Consider the following 18,085-nt stretch of genomic DNA (forward strand, 5'->3'; position numbering starts at 1 on the left):
CGGAGCGCGATGAAAAGGGGCATCAGAGGGTTGCGAGAATCTGACGGGCCGTAACGCAGTCTTCTGCCATCTGTTTGAGCAATGCGTCGATTCCGTCGAATTTCAGCTCCGGGCGGAGATAGGCGACGAGGGCAACGGAGAGATGCTGGCCATAAAGATCGCCGTCGAAGTCAAAAAGGAAAGTCTCGAGATTCGGCGTGTTGGTGCCGAACATCGGCCGCACGCCAAGGCTTGCCGCGCCCAGATAGCTGCCCGCCTGCGGCCCCGTCAGCACATCGACCTTGACCGCATAGACACCAAGCCGCGGCAGATGGAGCCCGGCCACCGACATGTTCGCGGTGGGAAAGCCGAGCCCCTTGCCGCGCTTGTCGCCGTGGATCACCTCGCCTTCGATCCGGTGCAGGTGGCCGAGCATCTTCGCGGCATCCTCGGGGCGGCCCTCGCTCAGCGCGTGGCGGATATTGGTCGACGAGACCTCGACCCCCTCGATATGCAGAAGCGGCGCAACGGTGACGTCGTAGCCGAAGCGGCGGCCAAAGGCGATCAATTCTGCCGTGCCGCCCGCCCGCTTCTTGCCAAAGCGGAAATCGCCCCCCACCGCAACGTGAGAAACGCCAAGCCCCTCGGCGAGCACCTCACGCGCAAAGGCCTCGGGCGCAAGCCCGGCCAGTTCCATCGTGAACGGAAGCTCGTAAAGCCGCTCGACGCCGAGCTTTTCCAGCCGGTGGCTGCGCGCCTCGGCATTCATCAGCCGGAAGGCGGGGGCCTCGGGGGAAAACACCTCGCGCGGATGCGGTTCGAAAGTGATGAGGCCGAGCGGCCCGCGCCCGCGGGCAAGATCGATCACCGACTGGTGGCCCAGATGCACGCCGTCGAAATTGCCCATCGCCACCGAGGCGCCCTTCGCCTCGGCCGCAAGCCCCGTCCAGGTGCTGTAAACTCGCATCCGTCCCCGCCTCCGGCGCGGCCCGGAGCCCTTGCCGTGTCAGTCCGCCTTGCAGGCGGGCGCCAGAACCTGCGCCTCGCCCTCGATCACCACCGTATCGCCCACGCGGCAGCGGGTTTCAAGGGTCACGCGACGCTTCACCGGGTCGATCGCGGCAACGGTGACTTCGGCCGTGACCACATCGCCCGGGCGCACCGGAGCGCGGAATTTGAGCGACTGGCCAAGGTAGATCGTGCCATGGCCGGGCAATTGCTCGCCGATCACCGCCGAAATCAGCCCGGCAGAGAGCATGCCATGGGCGATCCGGCCCTTGAACATTGTCCCCTTGGCGAAATCCTCGTCCAAATGCACGGGGTTGTGATCGGTCGACACCTCGGCGAACATCTCGATGTCGCGATCGGTGATTTCCTTCGTGAGCGCGCGGCACATGCCGATTTCAAGCTCGTCGATGCAGATCGTGCCGCGGTGGATCGTGTCGGTCATGGGGCGCTCCGGGCCAAGGGTCATGTTGCGGCGCGGCATAGCATGCAGACCACAACAATGCAAGCGCAGCGAAACTTATGACCAAAAACTGTGAAATACGCGCAATATAGTTACCCCACGCGCCACATTTCAGCGCAATTTGCCGATCGAATACTGCGGCGATTGCTGACGCGCGCCGAGCCAGGCGGCCAGCAGATCGGGATCGGGCTCCTCGGCATCGGGGCCAAACTGGTCAACGGCGAGCCCGCCGGTGACGAAAAGCACATCGAGCCCCTCGCCCATCGCGCCCGCCACATCGGTATTGATGCCATCGCCAATGGCAAGGATGCGGCTGTCGTCGGTATCATGGATTTCAAGAAGCCGGCGGCGCGCCATGTCGTAGATCGGCGGATGCGGCTTGCCGAAATAGAGCGCGCGCGCGCCCATGTCTTCGTAAAGCGCGGCCAGCGCACCTGCGCAATAGATCCGCTTTTCGCCCATGTCGACGACCACATCGGGATTGGCGCACAGCATCGGCAGACCGCGGGTCTTGGCGGCAAGGAAGCGCGGCCGGTAATCCTCCGGCACTTCGTTCACCTCATCAAAGGGGCCGGTGCAGACGATCCCTTCCGCCTCCTCGAACGGCACGCGCTCGATCTCGGCGCGGCCCGCCCAGGCAGCGGGCACTTCGGTGAAGAACCCATCGTCCTTCGACGGCCCCAGATGCCAGACCTTGCGCCCGACGGCGCCCGCAAACATCGCATCCTGCGCCGCATCGCCCGAGGTCACGATCACGTCATAGGCTTCCCGCGGCACGCCCATCCGGTCAAGTTGCTCGCCCACGAAGCGCGCCGGCCGCGGCGCATTGGTGATCAGCACGACCTTGCCGCCGCGGGCCCGGAAGGCGGTGAGCGCCTCGACTGCGGCAGGGAAAGGGCGCACCCCGTTATGAAGGCAGCCCCAGAGATCGCAGAAGACCGCGTCATACAGGTCGGAAATATCGTCGAGCGCACGGAGGATACGGGTCATCGGGGGCCTTTCGGGTAGATGGCGCCGCGGAATGGGTCGCAGCGGCAGGCAGCTTATGGCACCGATGCGACAGAATGGCAAAGCTTGAAAGGAGCGCATTGCCCCGCTCCGTCGCGGCGGGGCGCAAGGGCCGGCCCTTCTTGCCCCACCCCCCCAAGCTGCTGTATCTCTTCCCTCTACAATCACCAATGAAAGCGAGCAGCATGGCCGGCGATCTTCTGTCCTCGTCCCCGACCGAAACCTATGACGCCTCCTCGATCGAGGTGCTCGAGGGGCTCGAACCGGTGCGCAAGCGCCCGGGCATGTATATCGGCGGCACCGACGAGCGCGCGCTTCATCACCTTGTGGCGGAAATCCTCGACAATGCGATGGACGAGGCGGTGGCGGGCCATGCCACCCGGATCGGGGTGGAGATGCACGCCGACGGCTCGGTGACGATCACCGACAACGGCCGCGGCATGCCGGTTGATCCGCATCCGAAATTTCCCGGCAAATCCGCGCTCGAGGTGATCCTGACGGTGCTGCATGCGGGCGGCAAGTTCTCCAACAAGGCCTATTCCACCTCGGGCGGTCTGAACGGCGTGGGCTCTTCAGTGGTCAATGCGCTTTCCGACCTGATGGTGGTGCAGGTGGCGCGCAACAAGGAGCTTTACGAACAACGCTTCTCGCGCGGGGTGCCGCAGGGGCCGATTGCGATGATCGGCGCGGCGCCGAACCGGCGCGGCACAATGGTCACCTTCCACCCCGACCCAGAAATCTTCGGCTCGCTCGCGCTCAAACCGGCCCGGATCTTCCGGATGGCGCGCTCCAAGGCCTATCTGTTTTCGGGCGTCGAAATCCGCTGGAAAAGCGAACTGCCCGACGGCGACATGCCGATGGAGGCGACGTTCCACTTCCCCAACGGGCTCGCCGATTTTCTGGGCGAAACCCTCACCGGCGCCTCGACCTATGCCGACAAACCCTTTGCCGGGCGCGTGAGTTTCGAGGAAAAATTCGGCGTGCCCGGCTCGGTCGAATGGGCGATCAACTGGACGCCCGCGCGCGACGGCTTCATTCACAGCTATTGCAACACGGTGCCGACGCCCGAGGGCGGCACGCATGAGGCCGGGTTCTGGGCCGCGATCCTGAAGGGCATCCGCGCTTACGGCGAGCTTTCCAACAACAAGAAGGCCGCGCAGATCACCCGCGAAGACATGCTCACGGGCGGCTGCGCGCTGATTTCGATTTTTATCCGCGAGCCCTCTTTCGTCGGCCAGACCAAAGACCGGCTGAGCACGGAAGAGGCGGCAAAATGGGTCGAAAGCGCGGTGCGCGACCATTTCGACAACTGGCTGGCGGCGGATCCAAAATCCGCGGGCGCGATCCTCGACTTTCTCGTGCTGCGCGCCGAGGAGCGGCTCAGGCGCCGCGCCGAAAAGGAAACTTCGCGCAAATCCGCCACGAAAAAGCTGCGCCTGCCCGGCAAGCTCGTCGACTGCTCGGCCTCCAACCGCGCGGGCACCGAGCTTTTCCTCGTTGAGGGCGACTCGGCGGGCGGCTCGGCGAAAATGGCGCGCGAGCGCACCACCCAGGCGCTTTTGCCCTTGCGCGGCAAGATCCTGAACGTGCTCGGCGCGGCCAGCTCGAAACTCGGGCAGAACCAGGAAATCAACGATCTCGCGCAGGCGCTCGGCGTCGGGCTGGGCGCGAAGTTCCGCGTCGATGACCTGCGCTATGACAAGGTCATCATCATGACCGACGCCGATGTTGACGGCGCGCATATCGCGAGCCTCCTGATGACTTTTTTCTTCACGCAGATGCGCCCGCTGATCGACAAAGGTCACCTCTACCTCGCCTGCCCGCCGCTTTACCGCCTCACGCAGGGCGCCAAGCGGATCTACGTGGCCGATGATGCCGAAAAGGAGACCTGGCTGAAGAAGGGTCTGGGCGGCAAGGGCAAGATCGACGTGCAGCGGTTCAAGGGTCTGGGCGAGATGGACGCGAAGGATCTCAAGGACACGACGATGAACCCGGCGACGCGCAAGCTCATCCGGGTGACGATCGACGACGAGTTTGCGGGCGAGACCGACGATCTGGTGGAGCGCCTGATGGGCAAGAAGCCGGAACTGCGGTTCCAGTATATCACCGAGAACGCGAAGTTCGTGGAAGATATGGAACTGGATGTGTAGCGGTCAAGATGGGGAGAAAGTTTCCGGTCTGCCCGCCGCGATCCAGTTCCTCATCTCTTCGAGCCGTTCCTGCGTTGGCAGCTTCAGTGCCCTGCGCTCGGAATGCCCCTCATGAATCTTCTTTTCCAGCATCCACGCAAGACATGTCGCATAATCCGCCTCTATCCTCGCAGCGCCAGACACTGGCAAACCAGCTTCCACTCTGAAAAAGTCCCGCACCTTTTCGATGACGAGCTGGAAATCTCCGCGATGGAACTCAATGTCCTGCCCGGCAATATCAGAGAGTGCTCGTTTGATTTCATAGGGTTCGCGTTCAAAAACTAGGAACTTTTTCTCGCTCGGAAGATCCGCCGCAGCCCGCCGGATACCCACATCGACTCCGAACTCGAACGGCATGTTCATGCGCGCATATTCACCTGCCTCTTTCGCGCGACAGCGGGAGAGGTCGTGGATGGAATATTTGGCACCTCTGGCCAGCGCATAAATCTTGTCGAAACGGTTCTCGCCGCTCTCCAGACGCTCCGTCGCGAGCCGCGGAGTGAGGCCGAATGAAACGATACAAAAAAGCATCGCCTCCAGCAGCGGAGCAAAGTCTTCGTCAAATGGGCAATTGATAAAAACTTCGTCTTCGAAAGCCACGAAGGATCCTCACCCCTTTGGTGGGTAGGGGTCTTTCCCATAGCTGCTCCGTTCACGGATACGGCCATCCCGCCCATGGATATAAAGCTCGGTCCCTTGGGTCTTCGCGAGTTCACGCGCTCGGCTCACGGCCTCTTCCTGGGTAGAAAACACCCCTGATGCACGCTCGGCTCCCGAGCGCCGAACCGCCCATTTTCCGCCCGAAGGCACGACATGTTGTCCCTTTTGAGCCATTTCCGAGTCCTCAAGCTGCATGATGAAGTATATGGCCTCTGCTTCTCGCGAAGCAACACCTCGCTATTTCTGCATCCCCTTCACATATTCCATCAGCCGCACGAGCCGGAGCGGCGTGGGCGTGGGCACGCCGTCGCCACTGTCGTAAAGCACTGTCGGGCCTTCCAGCATCGGCTCGAAAGGCGGCATCTGCCCGGCCTCGGCCCCCATCATCTCGCCATGCTCCTTGTGGCCGACGATCTTCGACATCACCCGCGCCTCGGGGAAATTCCCGTCGTTCATCATGGTGAGATCCGCGAGCGAAACCGGGCGCAGGTGCAACTCCGTCGCAATCGGGCCGGGCTCCCCGCCCGTCCCGTGGCAGCCTGCGCAATAATCCTGATAATCCTGCGCCGCGGGCGGCAGGCCGTGAACAAGCGGCGCACAGGCCGCAAGTCCCGCCAGCGTCAGGGCAAAAACCGTCATGTGAGCACGCATCATCCCCTCCCTTTGCGCCATCTTCGCACCACCGCTAGCCCCGCGCCGTGATCGAGCGCAAATCACCTTTTCACTTGCGCGCCTGCGCGTTTCGCCTATGGTCCGGTTCCACCTCGGGGTGCCCCAAAGGCTGAGATGCGCTTGCGCGAACCCGTCGAGCCTGAACCGGTTAAGACCGGCGGAGGGAAGGTGCCGGCTCTCCCGGACTGACTCCGCTCGTCAAGCCATTGGAGAGAAAGATGAAGAAAACTCTGATGCTTGCGGGTTGCCTTGTCGCTGCGAACACTGCTTTCGCCGCCGACAAACCCGTGCTCACCGTCTACGCGCCCGACTATTTCACCTCCGAATGGGGGCCCGGTCCGGCGATCGAGGCGGGCTTTGAAGCGCAATGTGGCTGCGATCTGCGCTTCGTTGCGGGCGATGTGCTGCCGCGGATCCTGCTCGAGGGCGAGGCGACCGAAGCCGATGTGGCGATCGGGCTCAACACCGATGTCTCGGCGCGCGCGCGGGCAAGCGGGCTTTTCGCGCCCCATGGCGAGGATCTTTCCCGCCTCACCATGCCTGTGACATGGGAGGACGAGACCTTCCTGCCGTTTGACTGGTCTGAGGTCGCCTTCGTCTATGACCGCACCAGGCTTGCCACCCCGCCGCGCTCCTTTGCCGAGCTGCTCGACGCCCCCGCCGATGCCTACAAGATCGCAATTCAGGATCCGCGCGCCTCGACCTCGGGGCTCGCGCTGCTTCTGTGGGTGAAGCATATCTATGGCGACAAGGCGGGCGAAGCCTGGGCGAAGCTCGCCCCCAAGGTGCTCACCGTGACGCAGGACTGGTCGCAAAGCTACGGGCTTTTCACCGATGGCGAGGCCGATATGGTGCTGAGCTTCACCACCTCGCCCGCCTATCACCTGATCGCCGAGGGGGATGACACCAAGGTCGCCGCGATCTTCCCCGAGGGGCATTACTTCTATGCCGAACTCGCCGCACAATTGAAGGGGTCGAAACACCCCGAACTCGCGCAGGCCTTCATGGATTACATCCTCTCGGATGACTTCCAGGGCATGATCGCGACGGCGAACTGGTCCTATCCGGTCATCGAAAAGCCGGGTTTCCTGCCCGAAGGCTTCGCCGCCCTGCCGCGGCCTCAAACCTCCTATTTCTACCCGGAGGCGGAGGCCGAGGCCTTGCGCGGACCGGCGCTTGAGGAATGGCGGGCGAATTTCGGCAAATGATCCCGGCAGCGCTGGCCGCAACCCTCGTTGCAGCCCTCGTGCTTGCCCCCCTCGGCGCGGTCATCCTCCGTGCCGGGGGCGTGTCGGCGCTCACCCCCTCTGACCTTGACGCGCTGATCTTCACGCTCTGGCAGGCCGCCCTCTCCGCCGGGCTCAGTTGCGCGCTGGCGATCCCGCTCGCCCGCGCCTTGCATCGCCGCCGCTTTCCGGGGCGCGGCGCTTTCATCGCGCTTCTGGGGGCGCCGTTCCTGTTGCCCACCATCGTGGCGGTGATGGGCCTTTTGGCGATCCTTGGCCGCAGGGGTGTGGTGAACGGGCTGCTCGCGGGGCTCGGCCTGCCGGAGTTCTCCCTTTACGGGGCACAGGGCGTTGTCGTTGCCCATATCTTCCTGAACCTGCCCTTGGCGGCGCGGATGCTGCTTCAGGGCTGGCAGGCGATCCCGGCCGAACGGCTCCGGCTCGCGCTCGCGCTCGGTCTGCCGCCCGCCGCGCAGGCGCGCCATCTGGAGCGGCCGATGCTGCGCGCGGTGCTGCCCGGCGCCTTCCTCGCGATCTTCCTTGTCTGTGTCAGCTCTTTTGCCGTGGCGCTCACCCTTGGCGGCGGCCCCCGCGCCTCGACGATCGAAGTGGCGATCTATCAGGCCTTCCGCTTTGATGCCGATCTGGGGCGCGCGGCCACGCTCTCGCTTGTGCAGATCGCGCTGGCGCTCGCGGCGCTCGGGGCGGCCGCGCGCCTCACGTTACCGAGCAGCTTTGGCGCCGGGCTCGACCGCGCCGCGCCCGCCGCCCTCGCCCCCGACCGGTGGCACCGGATCAAGGACGGCGCCACGCTCACGCTCGCCGCGGCCTTCCTGCTCGCCCCGCTTCTCGCCATTGCCCTGAGGGGAATAACCGAGATCCCGGCGCTGCCGGCTTCGGTCTGGCGCGCGGCCGCCAATTCGCTCATGCTCGCGCTTGGCGCCACGGTGCTGACGCTCACCCTCGCGCTCCCCCTTTCGCTTGCAGCCCCGCGCGCGCGCTGGGCCGAACCGGTGGCGATGCTGCCGATGACGGCCTCGGCGCTCGTCCTTGGCACCGGGCTCTTTTTGATTGTGCGGCCCTGGCTCGCCCCGACATCCCTCGCTCTGCCGGTGACGCTGCTTGTCAACGCGACCCTCACCCTGCCCTTCGCGCTGCGGCTCCTGCTGCCCGAAGTCCGCAGCCTGCAGGCCGATTACGACCGGCTCGCGGCCAGCCTCGGGCTCTCGGGCCTTGCAAGGCTGCGCCTCCTCACCCTGCCGCGCCTCGCCCGCCCTCTGGGCTTTTCCGCCGGGATCGCGGCGGCCTTCTCGATGGGCGATCTGGGCGCGATCACGCTATTTTCCGATGGGCGCAGCCAGACCCTGCCGCTCGCCCTTTACAGCCTGATGGGAAGTTACAGGATGGAGGCGGCCGCGGGCGCCGCCTGCCTGCTGATGGCGCTGACCTTCGGCCTTTATGCCCTCTTCGACCGGATCGGAGCCCATGCTGACCCTCGATAGACTGCGGATCACGCAGGATGATTTTGCGCTTGAGGCCGATTTCAGCATCGCGCCCGGTGCGCGCGTGGCGGTGCTCGGCCCCTCGGGGGCGGGAAAATCGACGCTGCTCACCACGATCGCGGGCTTTCTTGCACCGAGCGCCGGCCGGGTACTCTGGGCGGGTACGGACATCACCGGCACCGCTCCCGGAATGCGCCCGCTCTCGATCCTGTTTCAGGACCAGAACCTGTTTCCGCATCTGACGGTGTCGCAAAATATCGGGCTTGGCATCTCGCCCCGACCACGGCTGAGCACCGGGGACAGCCGCCGCATCGAAGCCGCGCTCGAAAGGGTCGGGCTTGCGGGGCTTGGCGCGCGCAAACCCGTGGCGCTGTCGGGCGGCGAGCAGGGACGGGTCGCATTGGCACGCTGCCTTTTGCGCGCCAAGCCTTTGCTTTTGCTCGACGAGCCCTTCGCCGCCCTTGGCCCGGCGCTGAAAGCCGAGATGTTGGCACTTGTGGCCGAAATCGCCCGCGAGCAAGGCACGACGGTTCTGATGGTGAGCCACGATCCGACAGATGCGACCGCGCTTTGCCCGGAAACCGTCCTGGTGGCCGAAGGAACGGCCTATCCGCCCCGCCCCACCGCCGCGCTGCTCGCCAACCCGCCGCCCGCGCTTGCGGCCTATCTCGGGCCCTAGCCGCCCCTCACCGAGGCGTGGCTTTGCAAGCTCTTGCGAGCACTGTATAAGCGCTCAAACTGATCGCCCCGGCCCTGATGCCGCGGCCCCCAGACGGATGACCCGACCATGATTTTGACCGTTTCGCGTTTCGCCCCGCTTCCCGTCGCCGCGCTGCTCGCGCTTGGCGCCTGCGCCTCCTCGCAAGAAGAGTCCCTGCCCGAGCAGCCGCTGCCGGTGCCGCATATGACCCCCGCCGTCTCGCAGGACGGCGCGCTCGAGGCGCGTGAGCCCGACACCTGCCATGCCGTCGAATACACCTCGGCGCTCGGTCAGCCTTCTTCGGTGATCCCGACGCTCGGCATCACCCGGCCGATCAACGTCGTGGAATGGCGCGGGATCGAGCCGCAGGAATACAACCCGCAGCGGATCGTGTTCCGCCTCGATGCCGCGGGCAACATCTTCAACATCGACTGCGGCTGAAGCCCGTCTCCTCCGCTCACATCTTGAAGCGACCGTGGCAATCCTTGCAGGCGGCCTGAACCGGATCGAGCGTCTTGGCGAGCGCCCCGGCGCTCTCCCCGTCCAGCGCCCCGGTCGCGCGGATCATCCGGTTCGTTTTCTGACGGAATTCCGACGGCGCCGCCCAAATCTCGGGCAACGCCTCGGAGGCCGGGTCATCGGCTTGCGGACGGAACCGCGGCGCGATCTCACCCGCCCCGGCCGTGAGCGCGTCAATCGCCGCTGCGACCCGCGCCGCATCGAAGGGCACCTTGCCCGATCCGGCCTCGCCCAGAACCTTCATCTGCGTCTTGAAATCCTGCATCAGCGCGATGCGGGCCTTCACATCGGGGTCTTTCACCTCCTCGGCCAGCGCGGCACCACCACCGAGGGCCAGCGCCATGAAAAGAGAAAGAACGGGGGTGAATCGCTGCATCGGGGTCTCCTTCGCGCGGAAGATGCGGGGATTGGCGGGCGCTGGCAACTGCCGAACCGCGGCCTTGCGATCACGAAACAGAAACCCCCGCCTTTGAAGGGCGAGGGTCAAGTCTGGTGGAAGCCGCCCCGGCGAGCGAACTGGGTGGGGGCTGTTGACCGCTCCCCGGGGCTTCAGCGTTTTCCGCTGCTTTCCTTTTCGCTTGCAAAGCGGGCGCAACTGCGCAGCCGCCGGGGTATTTTGCCGACAAATTTCGGGCAATTCCCGGGCAGGGTGAATCGTTTCGGCCCCCGCCATCCCGGGCATTGATTTGTGCGCCCGGCAATGTCACCATTCCGTCATGACGCTGCAGCCCCCGCCGCCCTTTCCGCTCTCGTCTGCCGCCGCGCAGGTGACCTTTGACCGTGCGGAACTGGGGGCGATCCTCGCGGTTTACGGGCGCATGGTGGCGATGGCGGAAGCGCGCGACTACGCGATGAGCTTTCTGCGGGACCATGCCGTGTTCGCGATTTTCCGGCGCACCGCGGAAACACCGCTCTACCGGATCGAAAAGCGCCCGGCCCTGCGCAACCGGCAGGGACAATATGCGCTGATCGGCCCGGAGGGGCAGGTGCTCAAGCGCGGGCAGGAGTTGCCGCCCGTGCTGCGCGTGATCGAGCGCAAGCTCATTCGCGCCGTGGATTAATCCGGCCGCTTCGCCCCGAAATAGGGGGCGGTGCCCGTGGCTTCGATCCGCGCAAGCGCCGGAGCGATCGGCTCGATCAGCACCCGCATGGTGTGGCCGGTGGCGTGGATCATCGCCTCGCCGCTCAGCGCCATCGCGATATGGCCCTGCCAGAACAACAGATCACCGCGCGCAAACGGGGAGCCCTCAGGCAGGAAATCCCCGAAGGCGGCGCGTTGCAGGTCGCTGTCGCCCGGGCAGGCGCGGCCGCAAAGCGTGAAGGCGAGCTGTACCAGCCCCGAGCAGTCGATACCAAAAGCGCCATTCGCGCCCCAGAGGTAGGGCGTGCCAACAAGTCGCTCGGCCACCGAGACCGGGTCGGGCTCGGGGTCATCGAGCGCGCGCAGATGCGTGGCAGGCACGAATCCCTCGGGCGTGCGGGCAAGCTCCCCCTCGAAGCCCAGCACAGCAAGCCGCGACCCCATCGAAAGGGCGCAGATCTCGCCGCGCTTGATCGAGGCCGCGCGGTAAAGATGCGTGCCGCGCGAGGCAACGACATGGGTGGCCGTCTGCGGCGCACCCAGCGTTTCGGCATCGACCCAGCCGCAATAGCCATCGAGATCGGCCTGCACGAAAGCGCGCGCCGCACGCCGTTCGATCACCACCACTTCGGCGCCAAGGATCAACTGCCGGTCACGCCCGCCTGCGGGATCAAGCGCCAGATCGGCGACGGGAGTGATGACCCGCGCGGCCTCCCCCGGCACGAAGACTTCGGCAGCCACCTGACCGCGCAGGCTTTCCCGCGCAATCTTTCCCGAAAACGGGGTCAGCCGCGCGTCGCTCATAGCGCAAAGAGCTTTGTGAGCGCGCCCAGCACCGCGCGGCCGCCCTGCCCGAAAGCACCTTTGGCGCGGCCGGGCGCCGCCACCTGTTGCCAGGCGTAGAGGTCGAGATGGGCGAAACGGTCGGTCTCGGTGACGAAGCGGCGCAGAAACAGCGCTGCGGTGATCGAACCCGCCATGCCGCCCGAGGGTGCATTGTCGAGATCGGCAATGCCCGGCTCGATCATCGTCTCGTAGGGCGCCCAGAACGGCATCCGCCAGAGCGGATCGGCGCCCTCTTCGGCAGCCTCGGCAAGCGCTTCGGCAAGGTCTTCATCATCCGTATAGAAGGGCGGCAGGTCGGGGCCAAGCGCCACCCGCGCCGCGCCTGTCAGCGTCGCCATGGAAACGATCAGATCGGGAGCTTCCTCATCGGCGGCGGCGAGCGCATCGGCCAGCACCAGCCGCCCCTCGGCATCGGTGTTATTGATCTCGACGCTCAGCCCCTTGCGGGAGATGAGAATGTCCTGCGGGCGGAAGGCATTGCCGGAGACGGCATTTTCCACCGCCGGGATCAGCACGCGCAGCCGCACCGGCGCGCCCAGCGCCATGATCATATGTGCGCAGGCCAGCACATTGGCCGCGCCGCCCATGTCCTTTTTCATCAGTCCCATGCTGGCGGCCGGTTTGAGGTCGAGCCCACCTGTATCGAAGCAAACGCCCTTGCCCACGAGCGCCACCTCCGGCCCTTCCTTGCCCCAGCGCAGCTCGATGAGCCGCGGCGCGCGGGGCGAGGCGCGGCCCACTGCATGGATCAGCGGATAGCCCTCGGCCAAGAGATCTTCGCCAACGATGGCGCTGACCTCGGCGCCATGAATCGCGCCAAGCGCCCGCACCGCCGCCTCAAGCTCCTCCGGCCCCATGTCATTGGCGGGCGTGTTGACAAGATCGCGGGCGAGCGCCTCGGCCTCCGCCATCACCTCAAGGCGACGCGCTTCCACGCCGTCCGGCGCAACAAGCCGCGCCCCCGGGACCGGGTTTTTCGCGTAGGTCTCGAACCGATAGCCTTCAAGAAGCCAGCCAAGCGCTTCGCGCGCGCATTCCGCCTCGGGAAGATCGACAGCCAGCCGCCACGCGCCTGCGGGCAGTTTTGCCGCCGCGCCAGCGAGGCTGAACCGCATCCGCGCCCGGCTTTGCGCCGTTCCCATACCAAACAGCGCGCCCGCGAGGGCACCGGTTTCATCGGGAAGCAGACACAGGCTGCCGGTCGCACCGGAAAAGCCCTGCGCCGCAGCAAAGGCGCGTTGTGCCGGGCTCAGCGCCGTGGGCAGGTCCGCGCCTGCAGCCACCGTCCAAAGCGGCAAAGCCGCTGCAGCCGAGTCGGCAAAACGCATTTCGGAACGGAAACGAAACAGATCGGTCATCAGGCTCTCCGGGCATTTCGCGCCAGCCTAACGCGCCGCCCGCCACCCGCAAGCCCCGATCTGGGGCGGCCCCTAGATCCGCATGTCCTGGATGTCCCACACTGCGGTCAGCGACCGCTCGGCGATGCGCACGAGCCGCGCCATCACTGCCGCCTGCGCGACAAAATCGCGCCGCGCGATGCAGGCCAGCAGATCTTCCGCCACCCGTGTGAGCAGCACCATACCGACCTGGGTAGCCAGGGTCACCATCTCGCGCACCGCGCGCTCCAGCGTATCGGTCTGGCCATCACGCGCCGCGAGCTGCGCCGCCACCAGATGCACCGCCAGATCCTCCATCGCCGCAGCAATCACCCGCTCGGCGCCGATCTCGCCCAGCTCCGCATAGATCACCACCAGACGGTCCGGGTCGAGCCGCACCGGCTCATCTACCCGCAAATTCTCGATCGCGCTCACCCCTGAGCCTCCGCTTTTCTTGATCCCCGGCCCCCACGGCCAGCGCCAGATTGACCGGCAAGTTTCAAGAAAAGGTTGAGAGGCGACGAAAAAGCCCTCGCATTTGCGGCACTTGCGGCCTATCTCAGGGCCAGCTTCGAAAGAGGATGACGATGAAAGCACATGTGCGGCCCTTGCCCTCCTATCTGGTCAACCGCTACCAGGGCTGGCGTGCCACCGCCTATACCGAAAACCGCCCCTGGTATCGTCACCTTGCCGAGAAGGGGCAACACCCCCGCGCGATGGTGATTTCCTGCTGCGACTCGCGGGTGCATGTGACCTCGATCTTCGGCGCCGACGAGGGCGAGTTCTTCATCCACCGCAACATTGCCAACCTCGTGCCGCCCTATACGCCCGACGGCGACCACCACGGCACTTCGGCGGCGATCGAATATGCCGTCACCACGCTCAAGGTCGCGCATGTGATCGTGCTGGGTCATTCGCAATGCGGCGGTGTGGCGGGCTGCCATGCGATGTGCACCGGCCACGCGCCCGAACTTGAGCAGAAAACTTCCTTCGTCGGCACCTGGCTGAGCCTGCTGCGCCCCGGCTTCGAGCGCGTCCAGCACATTCCCGAGCCCGAACGGGTCACGGCGCTGGAACGGGAATCGGTGGTGATCAGCCTCGAGAACCTGATCACCTTCCCCTTCGTGCGCGATGCCGTGGCGGCGGGCGACATGAGCCTGCACGGGCTCTGGAACGATATCGGCGAGGGCCTGCTGTGGCAATTCAACCCGGAAACCGAGATTTTTGAGGTGCTCTGAACGCGGCGGGAAAGCGAAAAGCGGGGGCGCGAAATAGCCTTAACCGCTTTACCGCTTCTTAAGCTTAACGGGCGAGATTGGGCGCATGACCCAACACCGACTCGTCACTCTCCGCCTGCCCGTCGACCTCATCGCGAAGATCGAATCCGCGGCACGGCTGCATGAAGAAACGCCCGCCGAGTTGATCCGCAGCGCGCTTTCCGAAGCGTTGCAGGATGTGCCGAGCGTGGTACAGAAAAGCCAGATGGCCGTGATTTCCGCGGCCTTCGAAAGCGCCCAGGGCTGGCTTGACCTGCAAGCCAAGCTGCGCAAGAGCGGGTTCGTTCTGCGCCTTGATGGCGAGCGGCTCGGCCTGCACGAATGGCCCTCCGACCATTTCGTGCTCTGGGTCGAAGAGATTGGCCAGTCGCTGGCCGAACTGATGTTGCAATTCCGCGCCCCCTTCCCCGGCGCACTCTCCCGCAAAGCGGGGCTTGTCGCTAGCGGGGTGAGCCAATCGAGCTTGGGGCGACGACCGGGGCGGGCTGCCTGAAGGCACTCCGCCACACCGCCAGAATGGCGGCGTCATGCGGCCTCGCAAAGTCCGGGGCCAGGACCTGAGCGAGGCGCAGAACGTCCGCGCTCAGGTGCCTTATAGCCAAGCAGCGCAGAAGATCGCTGCGCTCAAGGAAGGCAAGCGCAAGCGGGCCCGCAAGCCCGGTCCGGAGGAGGCACCGCCCCAGCCCGGCACCTTGCGGCAAATGCTGGAGCGGCTCAAGACCCCCCCGTCCTATCCGCCCCTGCCCGGCAAGCCCCCGCCGCGCAAGCCATAAGCGGCGGCATGTGCCGCCGCAGAACGCTCAGCGCAAATCCTGATCGGCGGGCCAGCGCATTTTCGTTTCGAGCGTGACCACCTGCGTCTTGCCCGGGGCGAGATCGAATTCCCAGGCGAGGAGGCCGCGCTTGTCATCCCAGTCGGATGCCGTTTCGGGCGGGGTGGCGCTGTGCGTGATCTGCAGATCTTCCTGTTCCGAATAGGGCACGCGGTCGATCAGCCGCACCGGCCAGGCCTTGCCGGTCAGGTTCTCCACGGTAATCTCGGCCCGCTCCGTGCGCTCGTTCGATTTGGAGATCAGGCCGCGGTCGCCCTCGTTGGTCTGCGGGATCACCCGTTTGAGTTTCAGCCCGTCGATCGCGCCGAACCCGAGCCGGAGCGTGTCGCCTGCCGCCGTGAAGGGCAGATTCGCCGTGCCGACCATCGCCCCATCGAGCCAGAGCGCGGCCGCGCCAGGCAAAAGCGGTTCGGAACCATTCACCCCTTCGGCCACGCGGTAGGCCGTTTCCTCAAGCATCGGCACCGCCTCGGCCAGCACGGTGACAGACGCGTCCACCCGGTCGAGCTTGAGGCGCAGATCCTCCACTCCATCGCGGATGTCGACCGCGCCCGGATAGGTGTAGACAACCGTCTCACCCTGCATCCCGACCCCCATGTTTTCAGCCACCGGGGCCGCCTCCACCACCGGCGCCTCATAAGCGTCCATCGCCACCTTTGGCGCGGCCATGCTGACCCTCCGGTCCATCGGCAGCTCGGGGGGCGCGATCCGGCGCAGATCGGGCCAGAGTTCGCCCGGCTCGGAGCGGTCCGAGGGGCGCGCCGTCGAAAGCGTGAGCCTCACATCCGACCAGTCCTCACCCGAGGCCTGGTGCACCGAGACGAAGCGATCGAAGGCAAGGCGACCCGCCGCACTGTCGAGCCGCACATCGTAGCTCGGCGTCCATCCCGCGGCATCGGTATAGGTGGTGATCGTCAACGTCCCGGCGCCGGAAACCGCGAGCAGGAGCGAATCGCTTCCGGTGACGGGATGTTCGAGCGCCTCAACCGCCCGGCGCGCCTTTTCGACCGCGTCGCGGGCCGGCTTCAGCCCCGCCTCGGCCCGGCGCACCTGCGCCAGCGCCCCGACCCGCGCCTGCTGCGCGGCCAGCACCCCCGCCCCCACCGTTTGCGCAAGCGCGGCCAGCTTCTCGGGCGGGGTGCTGGATGTGTCGATCGTTTTGAAAAAATCGACCTGCGCGGCGGCGGCGGTCGCGGCCGCCTTGAGTCGCGCGACGTCATCTTGCTGCCCCGCCAAGGCTTCCGCGGCAGCGTCCAGCGCGGCGCGTGCCGCCTTCAATTCCTGTGTCGGCACATCCGCCGCGGCGGGCTGTCGCTCATCGATCAGCGTCACCGCGCCAAGGCTCAGCCCCGGATCCGCGGCGACGCGCAGGGCGGCCGGGTCGGTGTGGTCGGGAAGGTTCGGCACTAGCACCTCGCTTGCGCCCTCGGGCACGCGCACCGTGCGGGTGACCTGTGCCCCCCAGGGAAAGAGCGTAACAGCCTCGATCCGGGCGGAAACTTCCGTGGGCGCGGCGAAAAGCGCCGCAGGGCAACAGGCCAGCATCATGGCGGAAACGAAAGGCAGTCTGGGCATGGCATCCTCCCGGGAATGATGCCTGCAGGTTCCGCTTGGCCCGGGCCAAAAGCAAGAGGGCGCCCCGGCGGGCGCCCTCACGTTTCGCTCAGCCGACCGTGAACGGCTCAGCCTTTTTTCAGGCAGCGCTGGCCCAGCACTTCGGCGATCTGCACCGCGTTGAGCGCCGCGCCCTTGCGCAGGTTGTCCGACACGCACCACAGGTTCAGCCCGTTCTCGATCGTGCTGTCTTGCCGGATGCGCGAGACATAGGTGGCATATTCGCCGACGCATTCGATCGGCGTGATGTAGCCCCCCGCCTCGCGTTTATCGACGACCATCACACCGGGCGCCTCGCGCAGGATCTCGGTCGCTTCTTCCCAGTCAAGGAAGTCCTCGAACTCGATGTTGATCGCCTCGGAGTGGCCCACGAACACCGGCACCCGCACGCAGGTTGCGGTGACCTTGATCGACGGGTCGACGATCTTTTTCGTCTCCGCGACCATCTTCCACTCTTCCTTGGTCTCGCCGCTGTCGAGGAACACGTCGATATGCGGGATCACGTTGAAGGCGATCTGTTTGGGGTAGACTTTGGGCGCCACTTCCTGCCCGGGCACGTAGATGCCCTTGGTCTGTTCCCAAAGCTCGTCAATCGCTTCCTTGCCGGTGCCGGAAACGGATTGATAGGTCGCCACCACGACGCGCTTGATCTTCGCGCGGTCATGCAGCGGCTTGAGCGCCACCACCATCTGCGCGGTCGAACAGTTCGGGTTCGCGATGATGTTCTTGTTTTTGTAGCGCACGATATCGTCGGCGTTCACTTCCGGCACGATCAGCGGGATCTCCGGGTCGTAGCGATAGAGCGAGGAGTTGTCGATCACCACGCAGCCCTGCGATGCCGCCTTCGGCGCATAGACCTTGGTCGCATCCGAGCCGATCGCGAAGAGCGCGATGTCCCAGCCGGTGAAATCGAACTGCTCCAGATCCTGGGTCTTCAAAGTTCGGTCGCCGAAGCTGACTTCCGTGCCGAGCGACTTGCGCGACGCGAGCGCCGCGATTTCATCGACCGGAAACTCGCGCTCGGCGAGAATGTTCAGCATTTCCTTGCCAACGTTGCCCGTGGCACCGACGACGACGACCTTGTAGCCCATCTAGGCCTCCTTCTCGAAAGAACGCTGCCCCCTAACGGAAATGG

General features: G+C 65.6%; 20 protein-coding genes and 1 riboswitch. Of the genes, 8 read left to right on the forward strand and 12 right to left on the reverse strand.

Annotation, left to right across the window (positions count from 1 at the left end; genetic code table 11):
• Window positions 1–22 precede the first annotated feature (22 nt).
• The 3 genes from CRO22_RS08450 to CRO22_RS08460 all read right to left on the reverse strand — a co-directional run bounded on the left by CRO22_RS08450 (window position 23) and on the right by CRO22_RS08460 (window position 2,437).
• Window positions 23–946, reverse strand: coding sequence for a bifunctional riboflavin kinase/FAD synthetase (locus tag CRO22_RS08450; protein ID WP_097069706.1), 924 nt, complete (start codon window positions 944–946; stop codon window positions 23–25).
• Between the two features lie 39 nt (window positions 947–985).
• A complete protein-coding gene (locus tag CRO22_RS08455; protein WP_097069775.1) occupies window positions 986–1,429 on the reverse strand; it encodes a MaoC family dehydratase in 444 nt (147 codons plus the stop codon).
• Window positions 1,430–1,558: 129 nt separating this feature from the next.
• Window positions 1,559–2,437, reverse strand: a complete 879-nt coding sequence (locus tag CRO22_RS08460) for a TIGR01459 family HAD-type hydrolase (RefSeq protein ID WP_097069707.1) — start codon at window positions 2,435–2,437, stop codon at window positions 1,559–1,561.
• 203 nt (window positions 2,438–2,640) lie between these two features.
• Here CRO22_RS08460 and parE point away from each other — a divergent pair, with 203 nt between their 5' ends.
• Window positions 2,641–4,605, forward strand: coding sequence for a DNA topoisomerase IV subunit B (gene parE, locus CRO22_RS08465; RefSeq protein WP_097069708.1), 1,965 nt, complete (start codon window positions 2,641–2,643; stop codon window positions 4,603–4,605).
• Window positions 4,606–4,608: 3 nt separating this feature from the next.
• Here parE and CRO22_RS08470 read toward each other — a convergent pair whose 3' ends face one another.
• Genes CRO22_RS08470 through CRO22_RS08480 form a run of 3 tightly spaced genes read right to left on the reverse strand, consistent with a single transcriptional unit; the run spans window position 4,609 to window position 5,955 of the window.
• Window positions 4,609–5,244, reverse strand: coding sequence for a hypothetical protein (locus tag CRO22_RS08470; RefSeq protein WP_097069709.1), 636 nt, complete (start codon window positions 5,242–5,244; stop codon window positions 4,609–4,611).
• Between the two features lie 9 nt (window positions 5,245–5,253).
• A complete protein-coding gene (locus tag CRO22_RS08475) occupies window positions 5,254–5,499 on the reverse strand; it encodes a DUF2188 domain-containing protein (RefSeq protein ID WP_394341485.1) in 246 nt (81 codons plus the stop codon).
• Between the two features lie 42 nt (window positions 5,500–5,541).
• Window positions 5,542–5,955, reverse strand: coding sequence for a cytochrome c (locus tag CRO22_RS08480; RefSeq protein WP_141399429.1), 414 nt, complete (start codon window positions 5,953–5,955; stop codon window positions 5,542–5,544).
• 104 nt (window positions 5,956–6,059) lie between these two features.
• Window positions 6,060–6,159: riboswitch (TPP riboswitch) on the forward strand.
• Window positions 6,160–6,194: 35 nt separating this feature from the next.
• Here CRO22_RS08480 and CRO22_RS08485 point away from each other — a divergent pair.
• From CRO22_RS08485 to CRO22_RS08500, 4 genes are all read left to right on the forward strand, one after another.
• On the forward strand, window positions 6,195–7,184 hold the full coding sequence (locus CRO22_RS08485) for a thiamine ABC transporter substrate-binding protein (RefSeq protein WP_097069711.1): 990 nt from the start codon (window positions 6,195–6,197) through the stop codon (window positions 7,182–7,184).
• Window positions 7,160–8,704, forward strand: a complete 1,545-nt coding sequence (locus CRO22_RS08490) for an ABC transporter permease family protein (RefSeq protein WP_097069712.1) — start codon at window positions 7,160–7,162, stop codon at window positions 8,702–8,704. The genes CRO22_RS08485 and CRO22_RS08490 overlap by 25 nt, the downstream gene beginning before the upstream one ends.
• On the forward strand, window positions 8,688–9,383 hold the full coding sequence (locus tag CRO22_RS08495; RefSeq protein WP_097069777.1) for a thiamine ABC transporter ATP-binding protein: 696 nt from the start codon (window positions 8,688–8,690) through the stop codon (window positions 9,381–9,383). The genes CRO22_RS08490 and CRO22_RS08495 overlap by 17 nt, the downstream gene beginning before the upstream one ends.
• A gap of 108 nt (window positions 9,384–9,491) precedes the next feature.
• Window positions 9,492–9,845, forward strand: a complete 354-nt coding sequence (locus CRO22_RS08500; protein ID WP_097069713.1) for an I78 family peptidase inhibitor — start codon at window positions 9,492–9,494, stop codon at window positions 9,843–9,845.
• A gap of 16 nt (window positions 9,846–9,861) precedes the next feature.
• On the opposite strand, the gene CRO22_RS18835 is transcribed toward CRO22_RS08500, so the two are convergent.
• Window positions 9,862–10,299, reverse strand: coding sequence for a c-type cytochrome (locus tag CRO22_RS18835; RefSeq protein ID WP_176518591.1), 438 nt, complete (start codon window positions 10,297–10,299; stop codon window positions 9,862–9,864).
• A gap of 340 nt (window positions 10,300–10,639) precedes the next feature.
• Between CRO22_RS18835 and CRO22_RS08510 the strand changes: the two genes are divergently transcribed.
• The gene (locus CRO22_RS08510; RefSeq protein WP_097069715.1) at window positions 10,640–10,984 is read left to right on the forward strand and encodes a DUF2794 domain-containing protein; all 345 of its coding nucleotides are present in this window, start codon (window positions 10,640–10,642) and stop codon (window positions 10,982–10,984) included.
• On the opposite strand, the gene CRO22_RS08515 is transcribed toward CRO22_RS08510, so the two are convergent.
• The 3 genes from CRO22_RS08515 to CRO22_RS08525 all read right to left on the reverse strand — a co-directional run bounded on the left by CRO22_RS08515 (window position 10,981) and on the right by CRO22_RS08525 (window position 13,661).
• Complete coding sequence (locus CRO22_RS08515; protein WP_097069716.1) at window positions 10,981–11,808, reverse strand: C40 family peptidase; 828 nt, start codon at window positions 11,806–11,808, stop codon at window positions 10,981–10,983. The two genes, CRO22_RS08510 and CRO22_RS08515, sit on opposite strands and share 4 nt — an antisense overlap.
• A complete protein-coding gene (locus CRO22_RS08520) occupies window positions 11,805–13,208 on the reverse strand; it encodes a leucyl aminopeptidase family protein (RefSeq protein ID WP_097069717.1) in 1,404 nt (467 codons plus the stop codon). The genes CRO22_RS08515 and CRO22_RS08520 overlap by 4 nt, the downstream gene beginning before the upstream one ends.
• 72 nt (window positions 13,209–13,280) lie before the next feature.
• The gene (locus CRO22_RS08525) at window positions 13,281–13,661 is read right to left on the reverse strand and encodes a hypothetical protein (protein ID WP_097069718.1); all 381 of its coding nucleotides are present in this window, start codon (window positions 13,659–13,661) and stop codon (window positions 13,281–13,283) included.
• Between the two features lie 152 nt (window positions 13,662–13,813).
• On the opposite strand from CRO22_RS08525, the gene CRO22_RS08530 reads away from it, so the two are divergent.
• Together CRO22_RS08530 and CRO22_RS08535 are read left to right on the forward strand one after the other, a co-directional pair.
• A complete protein-coding gene (locus CRO22_RS08530; RefSeq protein WP_097069778.1) occupies window positions 13,814–14,464 on the forward strand; it encodes a carbonic anhydrase in 651 nt (216 codons plus the stop codon).
• Window positions 14,465–14,549: 85 nt separating this feature from the next.
• A complete protein-coding gene (locus tag CRO22_RS08535; RefSeq protein ID WP_097069719.1) occupies window positions 14,550–14,996 on the forward strand; it encodes a hypothetical protein in 447 nt (148 codons plus the stop codon).
• 307 nt (window positions 14,997–15,303) lie between these two features.
• On the opposite strand, the gene CRO22_RS08545 is transcribed toward CRO22_RS08535, so the two are convergent.
• A complete protein-coding gene (locus CRO22_RS08545) occupies window positions 15,304–16,911 on the reverse strand; it encodes a DUF4139 domain-containing protein (RefSeq protein ID WP_097069721.1) in 1,608 nt (535 codons plus the stop codon).
• Between the two features lie 107 nt (window positions 16,912–17,018).
• Window positions 17,019–18,041 carry an aspartate-semialdehyde dehydrogenase gene (locus CRO22_RS08550; RefSeq protein ID WP_097069722.1) on the reverse strand — a complete coding sequence of 341 codons (1,023 nt, stop codon included), beginning with the start codon at window positions 18,039–18,041 and terminating at the stop codon, window positions 17,019–17,021.
• Between the last annotated feature and the right edge of the window lie 44 nt (window positions 18,042–18,085).

Origin of the sequence: Rhodobacter maris, from assembly GCF_900217815.1 — a bacterium.
GTDB lineage: Bacteria > Pseudomonadota > Alphaproteobacteria > Rhodobacterales > Rhodobacteraceae > Rhodobacter > Rhodobacter maris.